At 42.5% G+C, this 25496-nt stretch carries 26 protein-coding genes and 1 pseudogene; 11 read left to right on the top strand and 16 right to left on the bottom strand.

Annotated elements, in window-relative coordinates; genetic code table 11:
- Positions 1-11 precede the first annotated feature (11 nt).
- Positions 12-893: a 4-hydroxy-tetrahydrodipicolinate synthase gene (gene dapA / locus ACZ5NL_RS08965; RefSeq protein ID WP_464841957.1), complete on the bottom strand. Its 882-nt coding sequence runs from the start codon at positions 891-893 to the stop codon at positions 12-14.
- A 46-nt stretch (positions 894-939) separates the two neighbouring features.
- Here dapA and ACZ5NL_RS08960 point away from each other — a divergent pair, with 46 nt between their 5' ends.
- The 3 genes from ACZ5NL_RS08960 to ACZ5NL_RS08950 are packed head-to-tail and all read left to right on the top strand — an operon-like array spanning position 940 to position 2700.
- On the top strand, positions 940-1794 hold the full coding sequence (locus ACZ5NL_RS08960) for a PfkB family carbohydrate kinase (RefSeq protein WP_464841956.1): 855 nt from the start codon (positions 940-942) through the stop codon (positions 1792-1794).
- Positions 1795-1829: 35 nt separating this feature from the next.
- Positions 1830-2345 carry an NUDIX domain-containing protein gene (locus ACZ5NL_RS08955; RefSeq protein WP_464841954.1) on the top strand — a complete coding sequence of 172 codons (516 nt, stop codon included), beginning with the start codon at positions 1830-1832 and terminating at the stop codon, positions 2343-2345.
- 1 nt (position 2346) lies between these two features.
- Positions 2347-2700: an Mth938-like domain-containing protein gene (locus ACZ5NL_RS08950; protein ID WP_464841953.1), complete on the top strand. Its 354-nt coding sequence runs from the start codon at positions 2347-2349 to the stop codon at positions 2698-2700.
- Here ACZ5NL_RS08950 and ACZ5NL_RS08945 read toward each other — a convergent pair.
- A complete protein-coding gene (locus ACZ5NL_RS08945; RefSeq protein ID WP_464841952.1) occupies positions 2690-4168 on the bottom strand; it encodes a hypothetical protein in 1479 nt (492 codons plus the stop codon). The genes ACZ5NL_RS08950 and ACZ5NL_RS08945 overlap by 11 nt on opposite strands.
- 8 nt (positions 4169-4176) lie before the next feature.
- The gene (locus tag ACZ5NL_RS08940) at positions 4177-4938 is read right to left on the bottom strand and encodes an ABC transporter ATP-binding protein (protein ID WP_464841950.1); all 762 of its coding nucleotides are present in this window, start codon (positions 4936-4938) and stop codon (positions 4177-4179) included.
- Between the two features lie 84 nt (positions 4939-5022).
- On the opposite strand from ACZ5NL_RS08940, the gene ACZ5NL_RS08935 reads away from it, so the two are divergent.
- Positions 5023-6537, top strand: a complete 1515-nt coding sequence (locus ACZ5NL_RS08935) for a dihydropteroate synthase-like protein (protein ID WP_464841948.1) — start codon at positions 5023-5025, stop codon at positions 6535-6537.
- Positions 6538-6635: 98 nt separating this feature from the next.
- On the opposite strand, the gene ACZ5NL_RS08930 is transcribed toward ACZ5NL_RS08935, so the two are convergent.
- On the bottom strand, positions 6636-6923 hold the full coding sequence (locus ACZ5NL_RS08930; RefSeq protein WP_464841946.1) for a DUF3216 domain-containing protein: 288 nt from the start codon (positions 6921-6923) through the stop codon (positions 6636-6638).
- A 5-nt stretch (positions 6924-6928) separates the two neighbouring features.
- Positions 6929-7690: a YchF/TatD family DNA exonuclease gene (locus ACZ5NL_RS08925; protein ID WP_464841944.1), complete on the bottom strand. Its 762-nt coding sequence runs from the start codon at positions 7688-7690 to the stop codon at positions 6929-6931.
- Between the two features lie 77 nt (positions 7691-7767).
- On the opposite strand from ACZ5NL_RS08925, the gene ACZ5NL_RS08920 reads away from it, so the two are divergent.
- Positions 7768-8715, top strand: a complete 948-nt coding sequence (locus tag ACZ5NL_RS08920; protein ID WP_464841942.1) for a DUF835 domain-containing protein — start codon at positions 7768-7770, stop codon at positions 8713-8715.
- On the opposite strand, the gene ACZ5NL_RS08915 is transcribed toward ACZ5NL_RS08920, so the two are convergent.
- Positions 8692-8955: a DUF504 domain-containing protein gene (locus ACZ5NL_RS08915; RefSeq protein ID WP_464841941.1), complete on the bottom strand. Its 264-nt coding sequence runs from the start codon at positions 8953-8955 to the stop codon at positions 8692-8694. The two genes, ACZ5NL_RS08920 and ACZ5NL_RS08915, sit on opposite strands and share 24 nt — an antisense overlap.
- Positions 8952-9641 (bottom strand): MBL fold metallo-hydrolase, encoded by a 690-nt coding sequence (locus ACZ5NL_RS08910; protein WP_464841940.1) that lies wholly within the window; start codon positions 9639-9641, stop codon positions 8952-8954. Before ACZ5NL_RS08910 ends, ACZ5NL_RS08915 begins: the two co-directional genes overlap by 4 nt.
- 180 nt (positions 9642-9821) lie before the next feature.
- Between ACZ5NL_RS08910 and ACZ5NL_RS08905 the strand changes: the two genes are divergently transcribed.
- Positions 9822-10874 (top strand): M20/M25/M40 family metallo-hydrolase, encoded by a 1053-nt coding sequence (locus ACZ5NL_RS08905; RefSeq protein WP_464841938.1) that lies wholly within the window; start codon positions 9822-9824, stop codon positions 10872-10874.
- On the opposite strand, the gene ACZ5NL_RS08900 is transcribed toward ACZ5NL_RS08905, so the two are convergent.
- From ACZ5NL_RS08900 to mtnA, 3 genes are read right to left on the bottom strand one after another with little or no spacing between them, the layout of a single operon-like run.
- Positions 10875-13625: a DEAD/DEAH box helicase gene (locus ACZ5NL_RS08900; protein WP_464841936.1), complete on the bottom strand. Its 2751-nt coding sequence runs from the start codon at positions 13623-13625 to the stop codon at positions 10875-10877.
- 29 nt (positions 13626-13654) lie between these two features.
- Positions 13655-14797 (bottom strand): iron-containing alcohol dehydrogenase, encoded by a 1143-nt coding sequence (locus ACZ5NL_RS08895; protein WP_464843448.1) that lies wholly within the window; start codon positions 14795-14797, stop codon positions 13655-13657.
- Positions 14798-14844: 47 nt separating this feature from the next.
- Positions 14845-15909, bottom strand: a complete 1065-nt coding sequence (gene mtnA / locus ACZ5NL_RS08890; RefSeq protein ID WP_464843446.1) for an S-methyl-5-thioribose-1-phosphate isomerase — start codon at positions 15907-15909, stop codon at positions 14845-14847.
- Between the two features lie 109 nt (positions 15910-16018).
- Between mtnA and ACZ5NL_RS08885 the strand changes: the two genes are divergently transcribed.
- A complete protein-coding gene (locus tag ACZ5NL_RS08885; protein WP_464841935.1) occupies positions 16019-16543 on the top strand; it encodes an NTPase in 525 nt (174 codons plus the stop codon).
- Here the strand turns inward: ACZ5NL_RS08885 and ACZ5NL_RS08880 are convergent.
- Positions 16532-17182, bottom strand: a pseudogene (locus tag ACZ5NL_RS08880) (ABC transporter ATP-binding protein); the annotation flags it as partial. The gene ACZ5NL_RS08885 and the pseudogene ACZ5NL_RS08880 sit on opposite strands and share 12 nt — an antisense overlap.
- Before the next feature lie 67 nt (positions 17183-17249).
- Positions 17250-18248: a FecCD family ABC transporter permease gene (locus ACZ5NL_RS08875; RefSeq protein ID WP_464841934.1), complete on the bottom strand. Its 999-nt coding sequence runs from the start codon at positions 18246-18248 to the stop codon at positions 17250-17252.
- Positions 18249-18363: 115 nt separating this feature from the next.
- Between ACZ5NL_RS08875 and ACZ5NL_RS08870 the strand changes: the two genes are divergently transcribed.
- From ACZ5NL_RS08870 to ACZ5NL_RS08860, 3 genes are all read left to right on the top strand, one after another.
- Complete coding sequence (locus ACZ5NL_RS08870) at positions 18364-20391, top strand: hypothetical protein (protein WP_464841933.1); 2028 nt, start codon at positions 18364-18366, stop codon at positions 20389-20391.
- Positions 20392-20525: 134 nt separating this feature from the next.
- Positions 20526-20948: a hypothetical protein gene (locus ACZ5NL_RS08865; protein WP_156882076.1), complete on the top strand. Its 423-nt coding sequence runs from the start codon at positions 20526-20528 to the stop codon at positions 20946-20948.
- A 50-nt stretch (positions 20949-20998) separates the two neighbouring features.
- Positions 20999-21376 (top strand): hypothetical protein, encoded by a 378-nt coding sequence (locus ACZ5NL_RS08860; protein ID WP_042696758.1) that lies wholly within the window; start codon positions 20999-21001, stop codon positions 21374-21376.
- Here ACZ5NL_RS08860 and ACZ5NL_RS08855 read toward each other — a convergent pair.
- From ACZ5NL_RS08855 to hjc, 4 genes are all read right to left on the bottom strand, one after another.
- The gene (locus tag ACZ5NL_RS08855; protein ID WP_464841932.1) at positions 21348-21800 is read right to left on the bottom strand and encodes a DUF86 domain-containing protein; all 453 of its coding nucleotides are present in this window, start codon (positions 21798-21800) and stop codon (positions 21348-21350) included. The two genes, ACZ5NL_RS08860 and ACZ5NL_RS08855, sit on opposite strands and share 29 nt — an antisense overlap.
- Before the next feature lie 44 nt (positions 21801-21844).
- Positions 21845-22882, bottom strand: a complete 1038-nt coding sequence (locus ACZ5NL_RS08850) for a lysyl aminopeptidase (protein ID WP_464843444.1) — start codon at positions 22880-22882, stop codon at positions 21845-21847.
- Between the two features lie 76 nt (positions 22883-22958).
- Positions 22959-24497: a CARDB domain-containing protein gene (locus ACZ5NL_RS08845; protein ID WP_464841931.1), complete on the bottom strand. Its 1539-nt coding sequence runs from the start codon at positions 24495-24497 to the stop codon at positions 22959-22961.
- Positions 24490-24894 carry a Holliday junction resolvase Hjc gene (gene hjc, locus ACZ5NL_RS08840; RefSeq protein WP_464841930.1) on the bottom strand — a complete coding sequence of 135 codons (405 nt, stop codon included), beginning with the start codon at positions 24892-24894 and terminating at the stop codon, positions 24490-24492. Before hjc ends, ACZ5NL_RS08845 begins: the two co-directional genes overlap by 8 nt.
- A 74-nt stretch (positions 24895-24968) precedes the next feature.
- On the opposite strand from hjc, the gene ACZ5NL_RS08835 reads away from it, so the two are divergent.
- Entirely contained in the window at positions 24969-25493 is a 525-nt protein-coding gene (locus tag ACZ5NL_RS08835; RefSeq protein WP_464843443.1) for a gamma carbonic anhydrase family protein, read from the top strand.
- Positions 25494-25496 lie beyond the last annotated feature (3 nt).

Raw genomic sequence — 25496 nt, 5'->3', positions numbered from 1 at the left:
AAACTTGTGTATCACAAAAGACCTATCTCAATTAAAGCCCTTTCTATATCCTCAAGGGCCCTTTCATCAAGGGGCAAAGCTGGCATCCTTGGATAGCCTACTTCAAAGCCAAGCATTCTCATAGCCTCTTTTATCGCACTTATCTGGTTGTACCTTTTGACAACAACCTCATTGAGGTAGTTTATCATGAGCTGGAGTTTTCTTGCCCTCTCATACCTTCTCTCGAGAAATGCATTGTAAAGCTCAACACAGAGCCTCGGAGCGACGTTTGCAACCGCCACAACGGCCCCATGCGCTCCCAGCATCCATGAAGGATACATAACATCAGCGGTTCCGGCTAAGATGCTTATCTTATCCCCCACTCGCCTTATAAGCTCTGCTATCCTCCCTATTGACCCGCTTGAGTCCTTTATCCCGACGATATTGGAATGCTCATCCACAAGCTTCTCGATTACATCTAGATCTAAGTTAATTGTGGTAAATTTTGGGACGTTGTAGAGTAAGATAGGAGCTTCTACCTCGTAGGCAATTCTGGAATAGTGGGCAAAGAGCTCTCTTTTGTCGGGCTTGAAGTAGTACGAGGGAGCTATCAAGAGGGCATCTACACCTATATCCCAAGCTTCTTTTGCAAGCCTTATCGTTTCCTTGGTGGAATTCTCGGTAACGCCAGCTATGACGGTGACTGGGGATTCCTCCCGCACAATCTTAAGAACCCTGAGCTTCTCCTCAAAGCTCAAATAGGGAAACTCCCCATTGCTCCCCAAAGTTACCAGGCCGTTTAAACCGGCATCAGCAAAATAATGGACAAGTTCACGCAACATTTCTTCATTTATCTCTTCTTCGTCATCAAACGGAGTTATGTGTGGAACAAAAACCCCTTCAAACATAGGCATCAATTTAAAAAGGGGCTTTACCTAATTAAACCTTGCGGTGAATGGAATGAGATGTTTGGTGATTGGACACTTAACCCATGACATCATAATAAAAAATGGAAGAAAAACCGAGAGGATTGGTGGGGGAGCATATTATTCCTCCCTTGCACTTTCAAAGTTCTGTGAAGTAGTGGTTTTGACTAAAATCGGGAGGGACTTTCCAATTAGATGGCTTGAAGAACTTGAATCCTACGGAATATCAACGATAATAATCCCCTCTGAAGAAAGCACAACTTATGAACTCCTCTATCTAAACGAAGACAGCAGACAACTTAAGCTTCTCTCCAGGGCCGATCCTTTCACCCTTGATGAGATTCCCCAAGAAAAGTTTGATATCATCCTGCTAAACCCTGTCGCAAATGAACTTCCCCCAAAGACACTGGAGGCTGTAAGAGCCAAGGAAGTTGTCGTAGATGTTCAAGGATTCCTTAGGGACGTCGAAAACGGTAGAGTTGTCCTGAAAGATATAAACGGAGGGTTTTTAAAAAATGCACAGGTTGTCCATGCAGATGCCAATGAATTCATACACCTAAAAAACCTAAACCCCTCTGATCTGGAGGTTCTCTTAATCTCAAACGGCGCTGAAAGAGGAGTAGCCTACTACAAAGGAGAGAGGTACATTTATCATCCCCTTAAAATAGATGCAAGGGATCCTACAGGTGCTGGAGATGTTTTCCTAGCAAGTTTTGCATATTTCTACAAGGAATGTCCATTTATTCAAGCCCTGAAGAGGGCAAATGCCTTTACAGCGACTTTTTTGGAAAGGCGAACCATTGACTTCCCTATTGAAGAAGCCCTAGAAAAGGCTAAATTTGTGAAGGTGGAGAAAGTAAACACCGATGAGGAAACGTCAGCACGCTGAGGGATGATGAGAAGGGACTTGACCGAGGTGGTTGTATGGAGCGATACGTCCTCCTCCTAAAAGCCCCGAGAGGGTACGATATAGTTCCAATCAAAAGAGATGTAGAAAAGCTGATAAAAAACAAATATCCAGACGTTAAAGCAGAGATTCACAAATGTATAGGCTTAACCGTGGACCTCGTAATACTCTACAAAGACGGGATAGTGCTGATAAAGAGGCGTAATGAACCGTATAAAGGTTATTGGGCTCTACCAGGAGGGTTTGTAGAATACGGGGAAAGGGTTGAAGATGCCGCCGTAAGGGAAGCAAAAGAAGAAACTGGACTGAAAATAGAGCTCTTAGATCTCATAGGGATTTACAGTGACCCAAATAGGGACCCAAGAGGCCATACCGTTACAATAGCCTTTTTAGCTAAGGGTAGGGGAACCCTAAAGGGAGGAGACGATGCAAGTGAAGCGAGGGTTTTTAGCCTTAGCGAGATAAAAAACCTGAAGCTTGCCTTTGATCATAGGAAGATTATAGAAGATGCACTTCGTGTTTTGGGTGGTTAAGATGATAGAGAAAGTTGAATTTGGAAAGATAAGCATAGACGGGAAGGAATATTCTCATGACGTTATCCTTTATCCCTCCGGAAAGATTGAAAAGCGTAAAAAGTGGATCTCAAAAGAAAAACACGGAACAAGCCACAAACTCGATCCAGAAGAGCTGAGGGAGTATTTAAAAGAAGATTTCGAGGTACTTGTTGTTGGAACAGGTATCTATGGAATGCTCTCACTTCTTCCAGAAAGCAGAAAGCTAGTAGAGAGAAAAGAGATAATTGAAAAACCCACTCCTGAGGCAGCTAAACTCTTCAACGAACTTAGGAAAAAGAGAAAAACACTGGGGATATTCCACATTACCTGCTGAGCCTTCCAAGGAGAAATGCAAGAGTTAAAGATACCGCAAGGACTATCAGTTCGCTTCCAATCAAGCTGGAACTTACAAAAATCGGAAGGGCAATAATGCCAAAAACTATACCAACGATTATGAACATAAGGATTATCTGCGGCCATCTGAGCTCAGGGATACCAATCTCTTCTCCCTTATACCTGAAAAAATAAAGCATCGTTATTGAAGAAGCTATAAACGGGAGGAAAATGGCATAGGAAAGTAAACTAAAAGCTTCTGGATCATAAACGATGCCAAGAGCAACCAAGGAAAACCCTAAGAAGGTCGGAATAAGGGCCATTGATATAACTTTTGCAATGACGAAATCCCTCTTTTTTATGGGGAGGGTCTTGAGGAAGTCCAGATTCTTCCCTTCAACTTTGAGAACTGCATCAGCGCCGGGAACGGAGAAGAGGCCAATCATAAAGAGCACAGGCAAAAGCTCTTCTAATCCTAATCTTCCTCGCTGAAGGGCGGAGATAAGTGTTGGAAAAATTATGTAGATGGGAAAGAGAAAAGCAACAAGCATTGCCGGTTTTCTAACAAATATCTTGAAATCTTTTAAAACCAGAGCTAAGATTTTGCCCTTTGGCGACGCCTTAAAATTTGAGATGCTACGCCTTTCCGAAACCACGGTAGGCTCGAGAATCTTCTTCCACACCCCCTTGAGGGTTAGATAGTACACAAGCCCAAAAGTAGTTAGATATGCAAGAAAAAGGGCCATACTTCTCGGAGGATCAAAGACAGAGGAGACTGCAAAGGGATAGGCAACAAAGTATTTTTCTACTATATCGGCAACCTCTTCAGAATGGTCTCTTATGTAATATTGAAGGTAGTTCATCATCATGAACATGCCTATAAAAAGCAAAAACATCACAACCCTGGCAAAGCTCCTCAAAGAATACCCTCTCCCTGCTCTTTGGTGTATCCCGAGAGAAAAGAAGTTAACCAAGAGCAATCCGAGCGTGTGGCCCAAAAATAGCCCCAAGAGTAGCCAGAGGACTGCAAGAAATCCCGATAAAGGGTACTCCACCATGAGAAAGAGGGCACTTGGAAGGACTGTGGCGAGGGAAGGTGCAATTTCAAGAAGCAAAAGACCGCTGAGATACCTAGAGCCCAATTTTACGGGAAGGAGCTTTAAAGGTTCAAACAAGCCTACCGAAAGAATATACGAGGTCTGCACTGCAGTAACGTACATTGCAAAGACAAAAGGTATCAACGCAAGAGAAACCATGAGAGATGAAAGAACTAGCTTCTCAGTGGTGAAAGCAAAGGTAGACGCCATCAACAGGCCAAATGGAAGAAAACCAAGGATTTGAATAGCGATGTTGCGTTTAATGTTCATAGCATTTTTAATTGCCTTTTGGAACTGTTTCTCATCATTTGCTATTAGGGGGTTTCTCTTCGCTATCTGGTAATGGAGCTCGCGGTAAAGGATTTCAAGCATAGAACCACCTATAACGCATCTTTTAGGGCTTGCAAAATATTTTCTACCTCCCCTTTGCTCTCCGTCAGCTTGAGAAATATATCTTCCAAGTTTTCTTCATGAGCTTTCTCTTTTAACTCTTCCATCGTCCCTTCCGCAATAAGCTCTCCCCTATAGATAAGCCCAATTCTGTCGCATATCATTTCTGCCAAAGGCAGCACATGGGTAGAAAACACTATGCTCCACCCCTCTCTCTTAAACTCGAGCAAAAGCTCTCTCAATATCCGGGCACTTTTAGGATCAAGGCCGTTCATGGCCTCATCAAGAACAAGAACCTGCGGGTCGTGAAGCAAGGCAGAGATAATAGAAATCTTCTGCTGAGTACCAAAGCTCAGCGTTCCAATAAACTGATCTAGATACTCCTCGATCCCAAAGGCTTTGACTAAATAACTAACCCTCTCTTCCAGCTTTTCTCTGGCAACTCCCCTAACACTTCCAATGAAGTTAAAGAACTCTTCTGGAGTTAGGCTTTCATATAGAACAGGCGTTTCGGGTACAAATCCCGCAACCTCCTTCACCCTTACAGGGTCTTTTAAAGGATCAACGCCGGCTATAACCACCTTGCCAGAAGTCGGTTTGACTATACCAACCAGAATCTTCATTGTGGTAGATTTTCCACTTCCATTGGGGCCTAAAAGTCCATAAATTTCACCATCATTAACCCGAAAGCTTATCCCGTTGAGCACTGTTTTCTCGCCAAATCTCTTGGTAAGGTTTTCCACTACTATCATGAAACTGCCTCGATTAATTGAGAACCATTGCTCTAATAAACCTTTTGAGAGAGATTTATAACCATGAAATGCGAGAATGATAACATGAAAATCCTACTCGTCACGGGTATCCTTGCGGAACCCTTAGTCAGGAGGTATGGAAACGGGTGTGATGTGTTTGTATGTCCCGTTAGTGTGGCAGCTTTTCTTACTCCGAGAATGATTGTAAACTGTTTAAAAAAAGTCCCCGTAAGTGATTATGATCTAATATTAATCCCCGGACTTGTAAGAGGGTCAGCCCAAGAGATCGAAGATGCCATTGGAATCCCCACGTTTAAAGGGCCAAGAAACGCTTGCGATATACCCCAGGTAATCCAGGCGCTCAAAAAAGGGTTTAAGCTAAGCAAAGAGATCCCCGCTGATGATCTTTTCGAAATAGATGCCCTCAAGAAAGTTGAAGATATCAAAAACAGAACAAAGAACAAAAGATACATTGAAAAAGCTCTTAAAAAACCCTATAACTTCCTTATAGGAAATTTGCCAGTTGGGCTTGATTTTCCGCAGAGGATAATAGCCGAAATTGTAGATGCCCCAAAGCTCAGCTTTGAAGAGCTTTTTAATAAAGCCCTTTACTACCTTAAAAACGGAGCCGACATAATTGATATAGGGATGGTTAGCGGAGAAGAGCATCTCAGCTTCGTTGAGACCATTCCAAAGCTCAGAGAAGCCCTAAAAAGATCCGGGTATGAGGTGCCAATAAGCTTTGATTCCCTGAACCCAAGAGAGATTGAAAAGGCCCTCGATTTTGCAGATTTATTTTTAAGTGTTGATGAGAGCAACTTAGAGGCCTTAGTAACTAAAAAACCCGTTGTTTTAATTCCAACAAATCAGGAGAAAGGATATTTTCCCACTAATCCACAAAAAAGGGTTGAATTTCTGGAGAAACTTAAAGAAAGGGCATTTTCTTTAGGATACAAGAGAGTTATCCCAGATTTGATTCTTGAGCATGTGCCCAATTTAGCCCGCTCCATTTCGGCTTTTCAGCTCTACAGGGAAAGACATGGCGAAGATGTCCTCCTAGCTGGAGTTGGGAACGTTGTGGAGATGATAGATGCAGACAGTGTAGGGATTAACGCCCTACTGGCTGGAGTTGCGAGAGAACTAAACATCTCACTTCTTCTGACTACAGAGGTGAGCCCGAAGTGCAGAGGAAGCGTCAAGGAGCTGAGAAGGGCTTTAGACATGATGTTCTTTGATATTCCCAAGGATCTTGGCTTTGACCTACTACTTCTAAAAGAAAAGAAAAGCGAGAGTATTATTTATGAAGTGGAATCCCCCATCGTAAATGCCAGGGAAAAGAGCGTGAAGCTTGAGGATATTTACTTTAGAATCTTCCTCAAGAATGGCAAGATATGGGTGATAGCGCATAGGGGCACTAAACAGCTTCTAACAGTGGTTGGAGAAGAGCCCAATGCAATAATCGACACAATTTTGGAGCATTTTGAGATCTCACCCAGACACGCTTTCTATCTCGGACGGGAGCTTGAAAAGGCAAAAACTGCACTCAAACTAAAAAGAAGCTATCTGCAGGAAGGTGAGCTCTTTAAAGATTTCTATTAAGGGAAAAGTATTAAAACCAGTTCACCAAACCCAATTACGGGCTGGTGATGAGACCCTATCCCGAGCCCTAGGGCTATGAGGAGTACAGCCAGGGCTGATTAAGGATTTTCAAAGAGCGGGACTCTCGGCTTCTTAAACTTCTCTTCCAGCTCCGATCTTTTTGCCCTGACATCCTCCAGAAGCTCATTTATTTTTTCGCTTTCATGCTTTCTCGAGAGACTTACCAGAATCCCCTCGATAAAGCCCAGTATGGAAATGTTTATAAAATCTTCTCCCTTTTTGCTGGAGAGCTCCTTTTGAAGGCTTACAAAGGAATCAACTGCACTAATAAGATGCTCCTCACCAAGTTCCTTGCATAATGCCTTTATCTTTTCAACTTCCTCCATAGGGATCACCTCAGATTTAATTTAAAGAATTTTACAGTGTTTTCTCGGGTTATTGCCTCTACCTCCTCAATCGGCATGCCCTTTAAGTTGGCTATCTCTTCCACCGCAAACTTTACATAAGACGGCTTATTCTTTTCACCCTTGAAAGGGCTCATATATGGGGCATCGGTCTCAGCGAGAATGCTCTCAACGTCCAAAGCCTTCACGACTTCCCTAACTTCAGGAATGAAAGCTACTCCCGTGCTTATACCTATAAAGTGACCGTTCTCAACGATTTCCTTCGCCGTTTCAACATCCCCGGTGTAGGAGTGGAAATATCCATAAAGGCCTTTTCTTTGAACAGCCTCATAAACTTCTCTTTCCGCATCCCTTGCGTGAAGTACAACCGGCTTACCAAGTTCCAGAGCCAAGTCGAGGAGATATTGAAATATTTCCCGCTGATTTTTTCTCTCCTTCTCTGTCTCGGCATAGTAGTAATCAAGCCCGATCTCGCCAATGGCAACAATCTCATCCCTATGCTGTATTATAAACTCCTCAACCCTCTTGACCTTTTCCCAGTTGCCTCTCCTTGCTTCATTTGGAGCAAAGCCCAAGGTTGGGAATATGAACCCAAAATAAGGCTTTAGAAGTTCCCAACTTTTCCATACGTGAAATTTCCTGTATTCAGTTATGGAATCAACTATGGCATCCAGATGTTTTTGGCTATCTTCAACGATGGCAGGAATTTCTTTCTTGAACATCTCCACATGGGCGTGAGCGTCTATCACTTGAACCCCCTTCCATCATAAAGAAGGGAATAGAAAAGCTTTTCTATTTGAACTCCACAAAAATTATGGGAGGTAAAATGGAATGGGAAGAAATTGTTCAGGATGATCAAATTATTAGATATCTTCGAGAAAAATCACCCAAGGACGTTCTGAGCTTTCTGATTTTCAACAAAGAACACGAAGCCAATTTTTATGAAAAACTTTCTAAAAACTGCAGTTTAGAAAGCGTTAAGACGTTGTTTTCTTCATTTTCAGAGGAGAGCATTAAGAAGAAAAAAGAACTTTACGAAAAATTCCAACTGCTTTACGTAGGGGAAGAACCAAAGCCTCCTGAACTCTCATTTTTCCAGAACAAAAGAGCCACAAAAGCTCTTAAAACTATTCGAGAGCACCTCAAAATTATCAGAACATGCATGGATCTCGAGCTTGCTATAAAAGAAACCTACGAGATCCTCTCAAAGGTAACGAAAGACGAGAATCTAAGATCAACCCTATATGAGCTTTCCCACATTGAAGGGGAGCACTATGACAAGCTGAGAGAGCTTTACGAGCTTTTACTGGCACTTTCTGAAGATGAGGTTAAGATCAAGGAACTCGCCCCGGGTGGTTATCTTTTCTCCACCAAGTTCAAAGCACGCTACTTCCTTTTGAATCTCGCTGATAAGCATAGAGTGGCAATCATAACAAGGGACTCTCCAGATGAAGTCAAAAAATTGTTTAAGGACAATGTTGAGGTATATTGGTTAACAAACATCCCGACAGTTGGCTCCATCTCTCCAGACAGGTTTGACGAAGCAAGGAAATTTATGATCGACTTCTTAAAGGAGGGAAACTCTATTCTGGCTATAGAAGGAATAGAGCACTTGAATGCAAGACTTGGATTTAAAAAGTTCTTCGAAGTGCTAACCTACATCAAAGACTATGCAGTAATAAACCAAAGCTACGTAATCTTATCCGGGGATTTAAATGCTTTTAGCGAAAGTGAAAAAGGTGTCCTGAGCTCAGAATTTCACCTCATCTCCTAGCCCCCTCTTCTTCCAAACAACCCTTCCATCTTTTCTAACGACAGCCAGGATTCTGTGATAAGGGATCTGAGTATCTTCAATAAAGAAATAGCCGTGGCCCAATTCTATAAGCTCGACAGGGATTTTCTTGACATTCCCATACGCTCCCCGATGCTCAATAACTATATAATAATCCTCCTCTCTCTCCCTTGGATCGTATTTAATTTTGGAGAGAACCTCTTTAACGAATCCCTTTCTCACTCAAAAGCCCCCAAAACCTTTTTGATTGATTCAAAGTTCTCTTCCCATTTCATTATGGGATTCCCATGTCCGGGCAGAGCAATGTAAACATCTAAAGACTCCAGCTTCTTTAGGCTTTCTACCAGTTCTTCAAAGCTTCCTGTAGGCAAATCGGTCCTTCCGACTGTGCCTTTGAACAAGGTATCCCCTGTAAAGAGAACTTTTTCCCTCGGCTCATATAAACAGAGACTCCCCGCAGTATGACCGGGTGTATGGATGACCCTAAGCTCCCTACCACCAACACCTAAGATGCTTCCATCCTTAAGCCTCACATCCACATCATGCGGCGTAAACCGTCTTCCGTAGGCATACGATAGAATAACATAGTCGTTACCTTTTTCAATAGCATCTGCCGCGACAGCGTGAGCAGCAAAGGTAACCTCAATATTTCTTTTTTCCAAAAGCTCCTTAAACTTCCTATTACCCCCAATATGGTCAAAATGCTCATGGGTATTTATAATTGTGATTTTTTCGAGACCCTCAAGGTAGCCCTCCCTCTCAAACACCTCAAAATACCTGTGCCAGTAAACCCCTGTTCCCGTGTCGATTATCACACCTTCCTTTCCGTCTCGAAACAAATAGATGTTTGAATCATACCCTATTCCCCTAAGCATTACTGTATTTGGTGGAATTTCTATAGGAATCATCGCAATCACCTCAAAGAAGGCTCGAGGGGGGACCGCCTCTTCATCTCGGGGGAGCAAGTCCCGTCAGGAGGGATGAATCTCTTCATCGCCCAAGAGTAATAAGAGTGAAGCCAACATAAACTTTTCCTTTCCACAGTGTTTATAAGCATCTGTGAAGATTAACCATATTAGGTGACCCAAATGAAAGCCGAGAGAGCAAAAGACATTTTGGTTGAGCTCTTAAAGATCCCATCTCCATCAGGGCATGAAGATCGTCTTGCCTTGCATATAATGGAGTTCCTACACAAATTAGATTATGAAGTTCACATAGAGAGCGATGGGAAGGTAATTGACCTTGTTGTAAACCCGGAAGCAGAGCTATTCTTTGAAGTTCACATGGACACAATAGACATAAGAGCCGAACCTTTTGTTAGGGGGAACATCGTCTATGGAACTGGAGCAAGCGATGTTAAAGGAGGGCTGGCAAGTGTTCTCCTAATGCTTGAGAGCCTCAAAAAAGAAAAGCAAGATCTCAATGTTGGAGTTGTATTTGTAAGCGATGAAGAAAAAGGCGGAATGGGATCAGCTCTTTTTATGGAACGCTATAAACCAAAAATGGCAATAGTAATAGAGCCAACTGACCTTGAAGTGCACATAGCCCACGCTGGAAACATAGAGGCTTACTTCGAAGTTGACGGAAAAGAAGCACATGGAGCTTGCCCTGAAAGCGGAATAAACGCTATAGATCAGGCTTACAAAATGATAGAGGAACTTAAAGCTCTTGAACCGTTCAAGCAGAAGGGGAAATACTTCGATGCTTACATAGGACTGCAAGAGCTGATATGTGAAAACCCATATTATCTAATCCCCGCCCTCTGCAGAGGAAGATTTGAAGCGAGGCTCTTACCCAACCAAGAGGTTGAGGATGTTTTGGACTTAATGGAGCCTATTTTAGATGAATATACCCTTCGCTACGAGTATACGGAGATATGGGACGGCTATGAGCTGGATGAGGACGAAGAGATTGTGCAGCTGGCCAAAAAAGCTATGGAAGAGGTTGATCTAGAAGAGTTCGGAGGAATGAGAAGCTGGACAGATGCAATTAACTTCATGTACAACGGAACAAAGACGATCGTCTTCGGTCCAGGAAACCTTGATATCTCTCATACAAAAAGCGAAAGGATAGACGTTAGGGATGTAGTAAAAGCAAGCGAGTTTTTGAGGAAAGTTAACGAGATCTACGGGAGGAGTTAACTAATCTTTCCAAAATTTCCTTGTTCTTATATACCTCCTCTCAGCTTCCAAAAGAGCTACCAAGAGTGCTTCTCCCCTATACTGGCTTAAAAGCCTAGCAGCCGTGTCTGCACCGACGCCGTAGCTTGCCAGCGCCAAGAGGGCATCAAAACCATAAGCCCTGAGCAGATCACTCGCCTTTATCAGTCTCCTATAAGCACTTTCCTCTTCTTTTTCAAGTTTTTCTCCTTTTTTGAGCTTCTTCAGTGAGGAAATAAACAGTTCGGCATCTATTGGATGTGCAACGGCAATCATCCTAGAGGAACACTTAGGGCATTGAAGGTAATTTAAACGGTTTTTCAAGCGTAGAACCTTTGTAGTGCTCTTCCACCCACAGTTGGTGCATATCAGCACAACTTCTGTGTTGAGAAGTCTTTCCTTAAATAACATTAGTATCTCATCCCTTTCAAGCTCCCCACTAACTAAAAACTCCCGGCCAACGCTTAGGTTGAGGACACCGAGGGGCGAAGGTTCTTTTCTTAAAACTCCTTTTATTCGAATTTTTCCATCCTTAATAGCTTTCAAAACTTCTTCAGCCCTCTTCACGTCGAGTTTATCATGGAAAAGCTCATTTAATGTTTCTTTTTCAATTATGGTTCCTTCAAAGAGCCTTTCTACTTTTCTTATCCTTGCCTCTTTTTTCAATGCCCCAATCCTCTTCGCCACGTTAAGCATTCTCCACCTATAGGCCGGGCTTTCTCGTACAGCCTTAGAAAGAACAAAGGAAAGTGCCCTTGCATCTTGGAGAAGGTAGCTTTTAACTTCACCTGGGTTGAGCTGGAAAGGAGAGTTAACCACTACTGCATGGGCCTGTGCCTTCATGGAAAAAACTTTTCCGTATTTTGCGGCCAAGAATGCTAAAAGGAACCTCCCGATTGCTTCGTTCGTTTTGTTCCCAAAGTCTGCATGGAGAATTAAAGCTTTTGGAAGGGATTCTATTCCAAGGTCCCTATCAGTGCCTAACGGTTCCTGCTTCTTTAAAATTGAGAGGGCAAGCTCAAGCTCCTCATCGTCGAAATCAACTTTAGAGATAAGACCCTTACCAGAGCTGAAGCTGAAAAGAAGCTCCCTCTTGAGTCTTCCAACACCTTGGGCTACTTCAAAGGGAACTGGAATCATCTCCCCCTCCCAGCTCGGCACCGCACTTTCCAAACTCTTGCTCTCTCTGACCTTTAACAGCCTGGATTCCTCATCAATCCCTAGCAAAATCCAACTCCTACCGTGCATTATAAATTCCACTCCCTCTTCAAGATCCATCACGAAGCTCTCATCCAAACGCCCAATTATTCTCCCGCTTTTTATGTCAAAAACCCTGTAGCTGATTTCATCTGGAATTGTGGAAAGGTTCTCATAATAATACTGGTAGGCTCCTCTCCTCAGATAAAGAAGGCCTCTCTCCTCGTCATAACCAATTAAACGCGCCTCGCTTAACATGTTTAAAACTTCACCGTATTCCTCCCACTTCAGCCTCCTGTAAGGATATGCCCTCTTGGCGATCTCAAAAGGAACCTCTTTTGGCAGTCTTTTATGCTCTATTAAAAGACCCACGATGAAATGCCCAAGAACATCCAAAGCATTTTCATAAGGTTCAACGGCTTCAAGCTTTCCTTCAAGCGCCCTTTGGGCTATTACCAAGCTCTCAAGATAATCCTCAACATTTGTGGCAATTATGTAACCTTCACTAATTTCTCCTCTCCTATGTTTTGCCCTACCTATCCTCTGAATTAGTCTGTTAACCTGCCTTGGGCTCATATACTGCACGACAACATCTATATCTCCAATGTCAATCCCGAGCTCCATAGAAGATGTGCACACAAGGGCTTTTATTTTACCCTCTTTTAAAGCCTTCTCGGCACTTATCCTTGCTTCTCGTGAAAGACTGCCGTGATGAACTTCAACAGGCTTGCCCCAAGCTTTCAGGCGGTGGGCAAGAATTTCAGCAAACTGTCGTGTATTCGTAAAAACCAACGCCCTCTCGTGCTTTTCTATTATCTCCCAGAGAACCCTCAACCTAGTGGCAACATCGAGGGGAACGCTCAGGTTTTGAGCAAGCCCAAGATCCCTCTCATCAGGCTGAGGAAAGAGGACTTTGATCCTGTAGCCCTTGTCAATCGGTGGTTTGACTACAACATCTGCTTTAAGCCAAGCTTTGATTTCTTCTTCATTCCCAACGGTTGCTGAAAGTCCAATTCGCTGAAAATCGGCAAACTCAGCGAGTCTTTCAAGGGCCAAGCTAAGCTGGGCACCCCTCTTGTTGTCAACAAGCTCTACTATCTCGTCAACTATTACGAACCTAACGTTTTTGAGGGCTTTTCGGAAGGACTTCATCGTTAGGATTACCCCAAGAGTTTCGGGAGTTATGATGAGCATGTGAGGGGGCTTTTTGACCTGTTGGGCCTTTCTATAGGTGGAAGTATCACCATGTCTGACCTCTACATTCAGGTTAAGCTTCTTCCCCCACCAGAGCAGCCTGTCGAGAAGATCTCTATTAAGCGCCTTTAAAGGAGCAATATAGATAGCAGAGACTGGATATAGCTTCTCTTCTAAAATTGCATTAAAAACAGGCAATACAGCTGCTTCAGTTTTTCCACTTCCCGTTGGGGCAACTATTAAAACGCTCTTCCCAGAGCTAACCTCTTCAAAAGCTTTCTCTTGGAGCTCATTAAGATTCCCAAACTTCTCCTCTATAGCCTTTTTTAAGAGGGGATGCATGATAAAAAGAGCGAAAGAGGATTTAAAAATCACTCGGCATAGTAGGCTTTTCTGTAGAGTTCCTTTATGTCTTCAACACTGGGCTCTACGGGGTTAAAGTTAACCAACGGATCTGCATAGGCCTTTTTTGCCATCTCCTCCAGCTTTGCCATAAAGATATCCTCATCTACGAGCTCATTGAGTTTAGGCACATCAAGCATTTTATTAAACTCCTTGATAACCTCAACTAGTTCTTCAGCAGTGTTGAATCCTATCTCCTTTGCTATCTCCGTGTATTTCCTTCTTGCGTAGTCGCTTTTCATATTGAACTCAATCACGTACGGGAGAAAAATAGCATTAAGCAACCCATGAGGAGCAATCCAGGCAGCTTTGTGGCTTAAACTGTGACATATTCCCAGGCGGGCATTCAAGAAGGCTATTCCTGCCATTGTTGCTGCATAGTGAATTTTCTCTCTTGCAGTCTCATCCCCCTTAACTGATAAGGGAAGCCACTTAAAGACAGTTTTTACAGCTTTTATTGCCATTGCATCGCTGAAAGGAGTTGAAGCGGTTGTTGTGTAGGCCTCAATTCCATGAACTAAGACATCAAGTCCGCTGTTCCTTGCTACCTCCCGCGGCATTGTCCTAGGCAATCTTGGATCTAGAATAGCGTATTCCGGAGCAATTTCATATGACACAAAATTGTACTTTATGCCATCTTTCTTGAGAACGCTTGCCGCAGAAACTTCACTTCCAGCACCGCTTGTAGAGGGTATTGCTACTAGGGAAGTCTTGAGCTTAGGAATTACTTTGGGAGGCTTTGTAAACCTGTCAAGGAATGCAATTTCCTCAAAGCTCAGTTCCGGAGCATCATAAAATACTTTTATCGCCTTTGTGACGTCTATTACACTTCCCCCTCCTAAAGCTATAAGCAAGTCTGGAGAAAACTCCCTAACTCTCGGCATCAACTCCTCAACGTCCTCATAGCTTGGTTCTGCGGGTAAGCCTTCTATAACATCAACTTCCGCACCGGCTTCTTCTGCATAGTCCATGACCTCGCTTAGAAATCCATGAATGCGCATTGATTTACTCGATAGTATCAAGACCTTCTCATGATTCCTAGCGATACTCTGCACATACCTAAGGCTCCCTTCTCCGCTTACTATCCTTGTTTTTAAGCTGAAGAACTTCATCTCAATCACCAAAAAATAAGTTGAGTTGAAATATTTAAACCCTAAGCTCATTCAAAAAGCTTCTTCAAATTCTTCTCAAAAGGCGGATAAACAACTCCTCTGTCCGTAATTATTGCCGTCAAGTATTTGTGGGGCGTTACGTCAAAAGCCGGATTGTAAACATCAACATCAGGTGCTATCCTGCATCCTCCACAAGTTAGAACCTCTTCTTTGGGCCTTTCCTCGATTGGAATCTCTTTACCGCTCTTGAGGCTCATATCAATCGTCGATAGAGGTGCTATAGTAAAGAAAGGTATCTTGTGTTCCTTTGCAAGCACAGCCAGAGAGTAAGTACCTATTTTGTTTGCAAAATCACCGTTAGCAACTATTCTGTCAGCACCCACTATTATTGCATCAACCATCCCCTGCTGCATCACAAAACCGGCCATGTTATCGCTTATCAGCTTTAATGGAATCCCATCATAGTGGTATTCCCATGCTGAGAGTCTGGCCCCTTGAAGAACCGGCCTAGTCTCATCAACCCATAAAAGCTTAAGCTTGCCCTCTTTATGCATTACTCTCAATGCAGCCCCTACAGTACCAAGGTGGACTGTAGCTAAGCTCCCAGCATTGCAGTGAGTTAGGAGGTTCCCCTTCGGAAGAATTTCCGCCGCATAGTGCCCCATCCTAAGATTCGCCTCAACATCTTCATCCGCTATTTTATGGGCCTCCTCAACTATTAATCTTTTTATTTCACTAAGGCTCTCCTCTCTATGCTCCTCCACGAGATTTTTAATCCTATTAAGAGCCCAGAACAGGTTTACTGCAGTTGGGCGAGTGTTCTTAAGAATTTCAAATGCCCTGTAGAACTCTTCAAAGAATTCCTCCTTATTTTTTGCTTTGCTTTTCTCTGCAAGTAAAGCCAACCCATAGGCAGCAGTTGCTCCTATTGCCGGGGCACCTCTAACTTGAAGGCTCTTTATAGCTCTAGCAACTTCTTCAACGGTAGTTAATGGAATTACTTTAAACTCCCTCGGAAGCAGGAGCTGATCAATAATGTAAACCTTCCCTTCTCTGAATTCAACACTTCTAGGAAGCTTTGTAAGTTCTTCAGGCTTGTATTTTATCTTCATCACTATCACCTTTAGTTCTTTTCGGTTATAACGATTTAAAGTTTGCCTCGTGAAAGACTAATGGGTAACTTCGACAGATTATTAAGCCTTTATTTTCTTTTTAACTTGGGTGAGCCTTATGAAAATCTTTATCACAGGCTTACCGGGAGTGGGCAAAACAACTCTCGCATTAAAAGTTGCTGAGGAGTTAAAAGCCCATAACTTAAAAATTGGCGGTTTTATAACACAGGAAGTAAGAGAAAAAGGCAGGAGAGTCGGATTCAAAATTAAAGCTCTTGACACTGAAGAGGAGGGCATCTTAGCGTGGATCGGAAGTGGATATCCGAGGGTGGGAAAATACACCGTTAATCTGGAAGACTTAAACCGCGTTGGAGTTTCGGCAATACGAAGGGCACTTGAAAATGTAGATCTTATAATCATTGACGAAATTGGAGCAATGGAGTACAAAAGTAGAGAATTTGCAGATGCTGTTGAGAAAGCCCTCAAGAGCAAAAAACCACTTTTAGCAACAGTTCACAGAAGATACATTGAGCGATTCAGGGATTATGGAAAGCTCTACTTTTTAACCCCAGAAAACAGGGAGAACATAAGACAAGAAATCATTGAAAGTCTAAGGAAGCTTCTAAAGTTCTAAAGCTACAACAACTTTTAAACCCTCCACATCCACTATTTTCGCTTTTACGCCATACACCTCCTCTAGGATGTCAGGAGTCAGAGTAGAAGACATACCGCTCCACTGTATCTGGCCTTTGTTTAGAACTATAATCCTATCCGCATAGTTCAAAGCCAAGTTTAAGTCGTGCATAACGCTCACAAGGATTTTTTCATCTTTGAGGTCCTTCAAAAGATCCATTATATGGAGAGCGTGATTAATGTCCAGATGGGAAGTTGGTTCATCAAGCAGCATGACATCGCTCCCTTGAGCTAAGGCCCTTGCTATCAACACCAGCTGATACTCGCCTCCACTCAGCTTTGTTACAAGTTCTTTTCTTCTTTCCCACATTCCTACCTTTCTTAATGCTCCTTCCACATCGCCCTTAGTTGCATACGTGCCAAGCTCAACAAACTCTTCAACTGTGAATGCAAACTCCGGAAACGAGCTTTGTGGAACATATGAGATGTACTTTGCCCGTTCTTTGGGCTTTAAGCTTAAAAGCTCCAGACCGTTTAGCTTGACGTATCCTACAGGTCTTAAAATTCCAACTAAACACTTTAGAAGGGTTGATTTTCCAGCGCCGTTGGGTCCTACAATTGCTAAAAGCTCCCCCTTTCTAACTGAAAAAGCCACGTCCCTTAAAATTTGCCTCTCGCCATAGGAGAAAGACACATTCACTTCCAACTCACTCAAAAAGCTCACCCCTCTTCTTTTTTATGAGGAGATAGATGAAAAACGGGGCCCCAAATAGAGCTGTGATAATTCCCACCGGAACCTCTGCCGGCCTTAGGAGTATTCTGGCAAGTATGTCGGCAAAAACCATTAAACTCCCTCCAAAAAGGGCCGAGGCAGGCAAAAGTCTCTTATGATTTGGTCCAAATACTATCCTCATGGCGTGAGGACTTATCAAACCTACGAACCCTATTATTCCGCTGGTAGCTACGGCAAATGATGTCAAAAGAGAGATAACACCAATTATTATTTTTCTATAGAGATTCACATCAAGTCCCATTGAAACACTCTCCTCTCCCAAAAGGAGCAGGTTTAGCTCTCTCCAGCTGAAAAGCAAAATACTAACTCCCAATACAGATGAAAACAACACCATCTTGACATCTCCCCAATCAGCTCCATTAAACGTCCCCATGAGCCAAAAGATTGCATTGTGGATTCTCTCCCTCCCTACGTAGAGGAGATAAGATGTTAGGGCACTTGTAAAAAATCCTAAGGCAATTCCAGCCAGAAGCAACGTATCTACAGGAATATGGCCATTAACCTTTGCAATCCTATATACCGCAACAACTGCCAAAGAGGCACCTATCAACGCAAAAACACCCATGTATTGGGGGAAATACAAGGCCGCTATTGAAGCTCCAACCGCAGCGCCTCCGCTTATCCCGATTATATAAGGATCTGCAAGCGGGTTTTTAAAGAGTGCTTGGGAAGCTGTGCCCGCAGAGGCTAAGCTTATCCCGACAAGATACGCTAATATAACCCGGGGCAATCTTATCTGAAGGACAATGTAGCTGTTCTCATTAAGCGAATTTGGATTTAAAAGTGCCTTCTTTAAAGTATCTAAACTAAACGCCGCTAGAATATCCCGGAAGGGTATCTTTACCGGACCAACAGCTATCCCTAAAAGTACAAGGAACACTGATGATACCAATAGCGGGATGATTTTCCTCATGGTCTCACTGGATTATTTATCCAAAACTGGTGTATAAAAAGTTATCCTCGACCAGCCTATGGGTTAAGAAAATATAAATACCTGAACGCACTATATGATACAAGGTGATCCTATAATGAAGAAAGCCTTAAGTCTCGCCATATTTTTGCTCTTAGCGATATCCAACTTTGTAGCAGGACAGATACTAATAAAGAATCCCCAACCGTCTTTGGTGATCCTTGGAAATCCCTATCCAAAGTACTTTTCAATACCTGAAGGGGAAGAGTATACTGCATATTTCTATGTCATTGAGGACTTGGACATTGAAGAGGTCACGTTCTATTACAGAATAAATTATGGCGAATGGCAAGCAAGACCCATAAAAAGCGCAAACATAAATGAAAATGAAGAAATATACAACTCGATAGTCAGTAGAATATATAACAAATCCGCGATACTGAGGACATTTTATGGAAAAGCTATCATTCCCGGACAAAAAGCTGGAAGTGTCGTAGAGTTTAAGGTAGTTGTAAAAGATAAAGAGGGACATATAAGCGAAAGCATCATCGGAAAGTATTTTGTCGTAAATCCCTCAGGAAAGCATATACTCATCGTTGACCCCTCCGTAAAAGAGGAACTTTTTTTGGAGGGAGCAGAGAACGTAGAACGTCTCGTCAATGCAACGGAAAAGTATCCGGTAGATCTAAGCGATTATAAAGAAGAACTCGATAAAGTAAAGCCATTCCTTAGTCATTCAAGATTCCTAAAACGACACCATTGGGAGTACCTTGCCCAGTATTACAATATTACGATAGTGTCCCCGGAAGAGCTTGCAGCTGCTCTTAAAGAAGTTCGCCCTGAGGTTGTGGTCTTATCGAATCTATGGCTCAAAAGATGGGAGATTCCAGACATCCAAGACCTAATCAGGTATCTCAGAGAAAACAACGCAGGAATAATCGCAACTCACGGAACACTATTTGATGGGTCTGTTTACGATGGAGAGAAACTAATAAATATAGGGCCAGTTTCCCACATAGGGACGTTTGATTCCTATGAAAAGGGAAGCCTAGCCACATTGCTTGGTTTTGAGCTCTTGCCAGTAGTAGAGGAAGCTAAAAAAGAAACTGCCGAAAAGGGGAACTATGCAATATCTGAAATCCCAACTGTATTGCCGTTTATTCCTTCCGCAGAACTCCTCCTCATTAAAAACATAGAGGTTATAAAAAGTGTTTCATTTCTAGAATTTCCTAACGAGACCAACTCTGCATTTGGATGGCAGTATATCCTACCTCCGGAGAGTCTAAAATTTGCCAGGGATGTAATAAGAGAAAAGAAAAGCCTAGAAAAAGACAAGATATTAGAGTTCTTTAGCCTCCAAGAGGAAATATTTGGGCATTCAAAGCCATTTAGAGGAATATATGCGCTGGACTTTCCATTGGTTGATGCTTTGAGAACTTTAAGCTTAACAGATGATGAGATACGAATCCAGATAGGGGGCACTACAGTAGCTTTAACCCCCAATCGCCCAGTAATAGAGAGAGTCCGCTTGCTAAATGCAATAAATAGGGACATTGTGAACATAGATGCTATTTCAAAAGATTATCTCTCCACAGTTATAACGAGAGACGAGAAACATAGAGGAGATGGAATAAGAAGTGTGTACGTCTCCTTTGAAATTGAGGCCGGAGGAGAATTAGAGCTACTTGCGTTGAGAGATCTGATAGAATGGGCATCAGACTTTGAGCCAATAAAGACTTTTGCACCTATTGTCCAAATAACGATACTCTCAAACGATATCGATTGGAATATAAAGGGACAATACATCAAAGAACACTTTGAAAAGTTAGGTGCCATGGTCACAAGGGTAAGGCCAGATGAATTTGAAGCCTATAAGAAGAGCAACATCATAATAATTCTCGGCGGTCCTAGAGCCTATGAAGGAGTCGGGGAGTACGTAAAACAAGTCTTAGATGAATACGAACAAAAAAGAGTAATCAACGGAGAACAGGGAATTTTCATAAAGAGGGACGTTTGGGACAGAGGACAGATAGTCATAATACTGGCCGGAAAAGACAGGTACCAAACAGGGGAGAAAGTGCTAACTTATTCTAAGGGGGTAAATGAAGACTACGTAAACCTACTTGCAGAATTTTTAACAAGCTAACCTCCACACCTAAATAATCAGCTTTCATTTTTGTTTTTTTAATTTAGATGCCTAATGAATTGGAAAACCCGACATTCAAAAACAACAGGGAGAAAAGTTGTATAAACTTTAATTAAGCTCTTGCTCAGCAGGGCGTGTTTATAGTAACCTTTATTAGGGTTTTTGCTGAATTCTTTCGGGTGGTTGTCGTGATCCCCAGATGGGATCACAGACTCAAAGACCCTGAAAGCGTGGCATTCGCAATTCTTGACGTTTTAGCAGACTTCGAATCAGAAGGAAAGCTGAAGAACCTGCCAAAATCCAAAAAATTTCCAGTAAAAACAATACTGGCAATACTCCTCTTTAAACAATACTACAACCTACCTCTCAGAGACGCCCAGCACTACGGCAGAAAATTCTTCGGAGCAAACATTCACTACTCAACCCTCCACAACTGGGAGAAAAAGCTGAACCTCGAAGAACTGACAAACCACCTCCTGAAAAAACTCCAGAAATTACCCTACGCCAGCACTCAAGCAGACTCAACCATTATTACAAATAAAAAAAGGGCAGGATAGAAGTTCAGGCAATAACGAGAATCCTGCCGGGTTTACTGTATCCGGTTGCTGTGAAGATCACAACTTCTGAGAACGAGCTGATTGAACTCCTGCCGGGGGGTTCTGGGAATTTTTATGCTGATGGGGCTTATGATTCAAAGAAAGTTCTGAACACTGTGGTGGAAAAGGGTTATCGGCCGATTGTTAAGAAAACTAAGAACGCTCCAGGTGGTTTTGGTAGTAAGAAGAGAGACAGAGTGTTTTCTGAAGAAGAGTACAGGCATAGGAATCCTCATGAGGGGTTCTGGGGTGCGTTTACAACGTGGTTTGGCAGTAGGATCCCCTGTTTTCTGAAAAAGACTACTGTAACCCGAATCCTGCTTGGGGTAATGTGTTATGGTCTGAAAATCCTCCTCAGAGTCAAATACTGTTTAAATAACAGGGGGTGAAACTAAACACGCCCCCCTCCAGAAAAGAAGTTAAAAATTTCAAGCCCTCTTCGAGGAACTGGAGGTATTCTTCCATGTTCTTAAAGGCTATCTCATCATTGAGTATGTCATAGTTGTAAATTAAGACGTCCCTTAGCTGAACCAAAAAATCGAGCTTCTCCTTCAGTTCATCATCAATAATTCTCTCTTCATGCAAGTTCTCAATTATCCCTCGATAACTCACTGCTCTAAGCCCTAAGCTGGAGGAGATTTCGTTAAGAGCACCAAGAAGATTCTGAATTGCAAATTCAAGCTGCTTGTATATTCCGTCTTTGGCAAGCCCCATCTTTGAAAATCTTTCTTGAGTTTTTGGGAATGATGTTCTTATAACTTGAATGCTCTTTTCTACGAGTTTTATTTTATACTCAATTTCTTCTTTCTTCACACATAACACCAAGAATAATTAGGAATAAGAAAAGATAAGGTTTTTCATGGAGTTAAGTCCATCGGCTTAAGCTCTTCTAAGAGATGCTTTGCAAGCTTTATAGTATTATCGACGTCTCTTGCATCAGCTAATTCCACTTGGGAGTGCATGTATTTTATTGGAATCGAAAGGACTGCCGTTGCTACTCCTTCACGGTTTATCTGCATGATGTTTGCATCAGTTCCAGTTGGTCTTGGACTCGGTTCTACCTGAAGAGGTATCTCGTATTTTTTAGCTACCTCATCTGCAAATGCTCTAACCTTTGGATTTATGTTTGGTCCAACGTCCATTACGGGGCCTTTTCCAAGCTCTGGAACTATTTTGCCTTTATCCCCTGGCTGTTTGGCAAACGTAACGTCCATTGCTATTCCAATCTCCGGGTCAATTGCATAGCTTGCCACCCTAGCTCCTCTCAAACCAACCTCTTCCTGAACGCTTGCCACAAAGTATATGTCTGCTTGATGCTCTTCCAATGCTCTTGCCGCTTCTATCATGGCGTAAAGGCAGATTCTGTCATCTAAATAAGGTGTTGCAAATCGGTTTTCGTTAAGCTTTGTAAAAGCGGGAGCGAACTCCATTATGGTTCCTACTTTTACGCCCATCTCTTCCACTTCTTCCTTTGAGTCTGCTCCAATGTCGACAACTATTGTATCCCAATCGGCAGCTTTGTTTCTCTCCTCAGGCTTAGTTAGGTGTGGTGGAACGTGTCCAACGACGCCGTATATTTCTCCCTTCTCCCCAAAGATTCTTACTCTTTGTGCCACAAGTGTTCTTGGGTCAACGCCTCCAACTGGAACAACGTGTAGGTAGCCTTTTTCATCTATATGGTTTACCATAAGGCCTATTTTGTCCATGTGGGCAGCGATCATTACCTTTGGACTGTCCCCTTTCTTGTGGGCTATAACGTTTCCGAGCTTGTCTACTTTGACTTCATCGGCGTAATCTTCAAGAGCCTCGATTACAGTGTCTCTGATTCCCATGAACTCATACCCAGAAACTCCTGGAGCTTCGATAATCTTCTGCATAAGCTCCCAGCTGACCATTTTATCTACCTCCATTTAGATGCTTATCTTAATGAATCTTTGAACTTTAAAAATTTTTCCGAAGAAAAGAGGATATTCAAAGAATAACCTGCAAAAACGCCTCTTCCCCAGGTTCAAGTTTGTCTATTTCCCATACCACTTTGCCGTCTTCTATTTCTGTCTTCCCTTTTGTTGCCCTTGCATCGACAGCGTTTATTGCTTTTTCATATCTGAAGTTGCGGAGTTCCCTTAGCCTTGGAGCCTTCACCTTTACGAAATAATACTTGTCGAGTTGCTCTTCGAATTTGAGGGGCTTGAAAAGGGCTAGGTAAGAGGTGCTTCCAAAGATTATTGCAGAGAGAACTAGGATTATAGGCAAGTTTCCATAGTCTCTTGGTTTTGCTGGAGGAATTGGCGTTGTCTGGTTTATAGGGGGAGTAGTTTGAGTTGGAGTCTCAGTTTCCGGTTTTTTGGGTTCCTTAACAGTTACTATTGCCTCAGCCCCCAGATATCTATCGCTTTCGGCTTTTAGGGAGATGCTACCGAAGCCAGTCTCGTTTAGGTTTATCACTGCTGTTCCGTTCTCATTCGTTACACTGTAAGTTTTCCCAATTGGCCCTATGGCTTCTATTGTCACGTTTCCTATTCCTTTCCCTGCGGAGTCTCTAATGTAAACTAGGAGTGTTTCGTTTTTTTGTTCGTAACTCATAAAGAGCTTTTTAACCTCTACAAATGTCTCAACAATTTTACCATCAAGATTTAGGCTTATACGGTAAGTTCCAGGTTCTTTTGCTTCAATAAAAGCTATTCCGTAGGAATTCGTTTTCAGCTCAGTGCCTTCTATCGTTACCGGTACTCCTTCCACTCCCTTTCCTTCCTCATCTAAGACTCTCACGTATATTATGCCCTTTTCGAACTTTGTCTCGTATCTCAACTTCCTTTGATAGACCTCAAAGCTTTTTGTGATTGTTTTTGAGATCCCTCCAAACCTAGCTCTCATAACAATTGTATATTTTCCAACGTCTGGCTTGGGGAGAAATATTACGTACTCCCACCTGTTTTTTGGGTATTCAGGGTAAAGAAAGATGTTGTGGATGGACTTCTCTGCAACTGAAACGTTCTCTCTGTAAATTTCATAAGAGACATCTCCAAAAATAATCCCGTTGGACGAGGAAGAAACCTTCAGCGTTATGGCAACGTCTTCCCCAAAGAGATACCTATCATTTACATCGATGTCAATTGAATAGCTCACTTTTGTGAGAACTCTTAGAGATATTGGGACTTCAATAAGCACTGCCCCTACCCTTGCAACCACTTTGAGTTCATAAGTCCCAGCTTTTGGGTTTTCAACATATATTGGCAGAGTTTTCTCTATTTTTTCTCCAGGTTTCAGGGTTTTTATGACATCTTGGCTGTAGAGAAGACCCTCAACGAGCGGTCCCGAAATGTAGATGGTTACGTTCTCTGCAGTTTCGTTACCAATATTGCTCACTGCAACTGGAACTGAGATTGTTTCTCCGGGCTTTGCTTCAAAACTTTTTTGAGGAACTTCAAGTAGCAGAGAAGGCTGGGCACTTACCCCTGAGATAGGAAGCAAAAAGAGAATTGTTATCAAAACAACGGCTCTTTTATCCACCTTTAATCACCTCAATTAAAGATTTTTGCTTACCAGCTATCTCATCAAAGGTTTTAGCCTTATGCTTTGCCATTTGGAGGGTTATTCTATAATTTTTTCCACTCTTTTTTAGGTTTTCAGCATCAAAAAAATACCAGCCGTTGTTTATGAATTTGATAGCAAAGATTCCTTTTCCTCCAAATCTGTTGGCAAAGCTTTTTACCTTTTCAACATCGTCCTCACTTAAATATATTTTATCGTCTCTTGTTGTTTTAACCTCGATGCAGAGATAAAGCTTACCATTTCCCGCAACTATATCGACTTTTTTGCTTCCAGCTGATCTCACAACTGCAAATCCCTCTTTCTCAAGCATCTTTATGAGCTCCCTTTCGGCACTAGCCCCTTTTCGGTATCTCATTAGCTTTCCACCACATATCTTTTAGGGTGTTAAAGTTTATAAGTTGTTTTACCCAGCCATTACTGGTGGTAATCATGGTGGTTTATGAGCTAAATGGAAAGAAACCTAAAATTCACGAGACTGCGTTTGTGGATGAGAACGCTTATGTAATCGGAGATGTCGTCTTGGAGGAGAAGACGAGTGTTTGGCCTTCAGCAGTTCTGAGGGGGGACATAGAACAGATATACGTGGGGAAGGGCTCCAACATTCAGGACAATGTTAGCATTCACACATCCCATGGAATGCCCACAATAATAGGGGAGTACGTTACAATAGGGCATAACGCAGTTGTCCACGGAGCAAAGATCGGAAATTACGTTATTGTAGGAATGGGAGCCGTTGTATTGGACGGGGCAAAGATCGGAAATCATGTTATCATAGGTGCTGGAGCTTTGATACCTCCAGGAAAGGAGATTCCAGATTACAGTCTTGTCGTAGGTGTCCCGGGCAAAGTTGTGAGGCAGCTCAGTGAAGAAGAAGTGGAGATGACAAAGAAGAATGCCGAAATCTATATTGAGCTTGCCGAAATGCACATTGCGAAGAGAAAGAGGATTGAGTGAAGG

Source organism: Thermococcus aegaeus (assembly GCF_055393685.1).
This window is presented reverse-complemented; position numbering and strand designations above follow the sequence as displayed.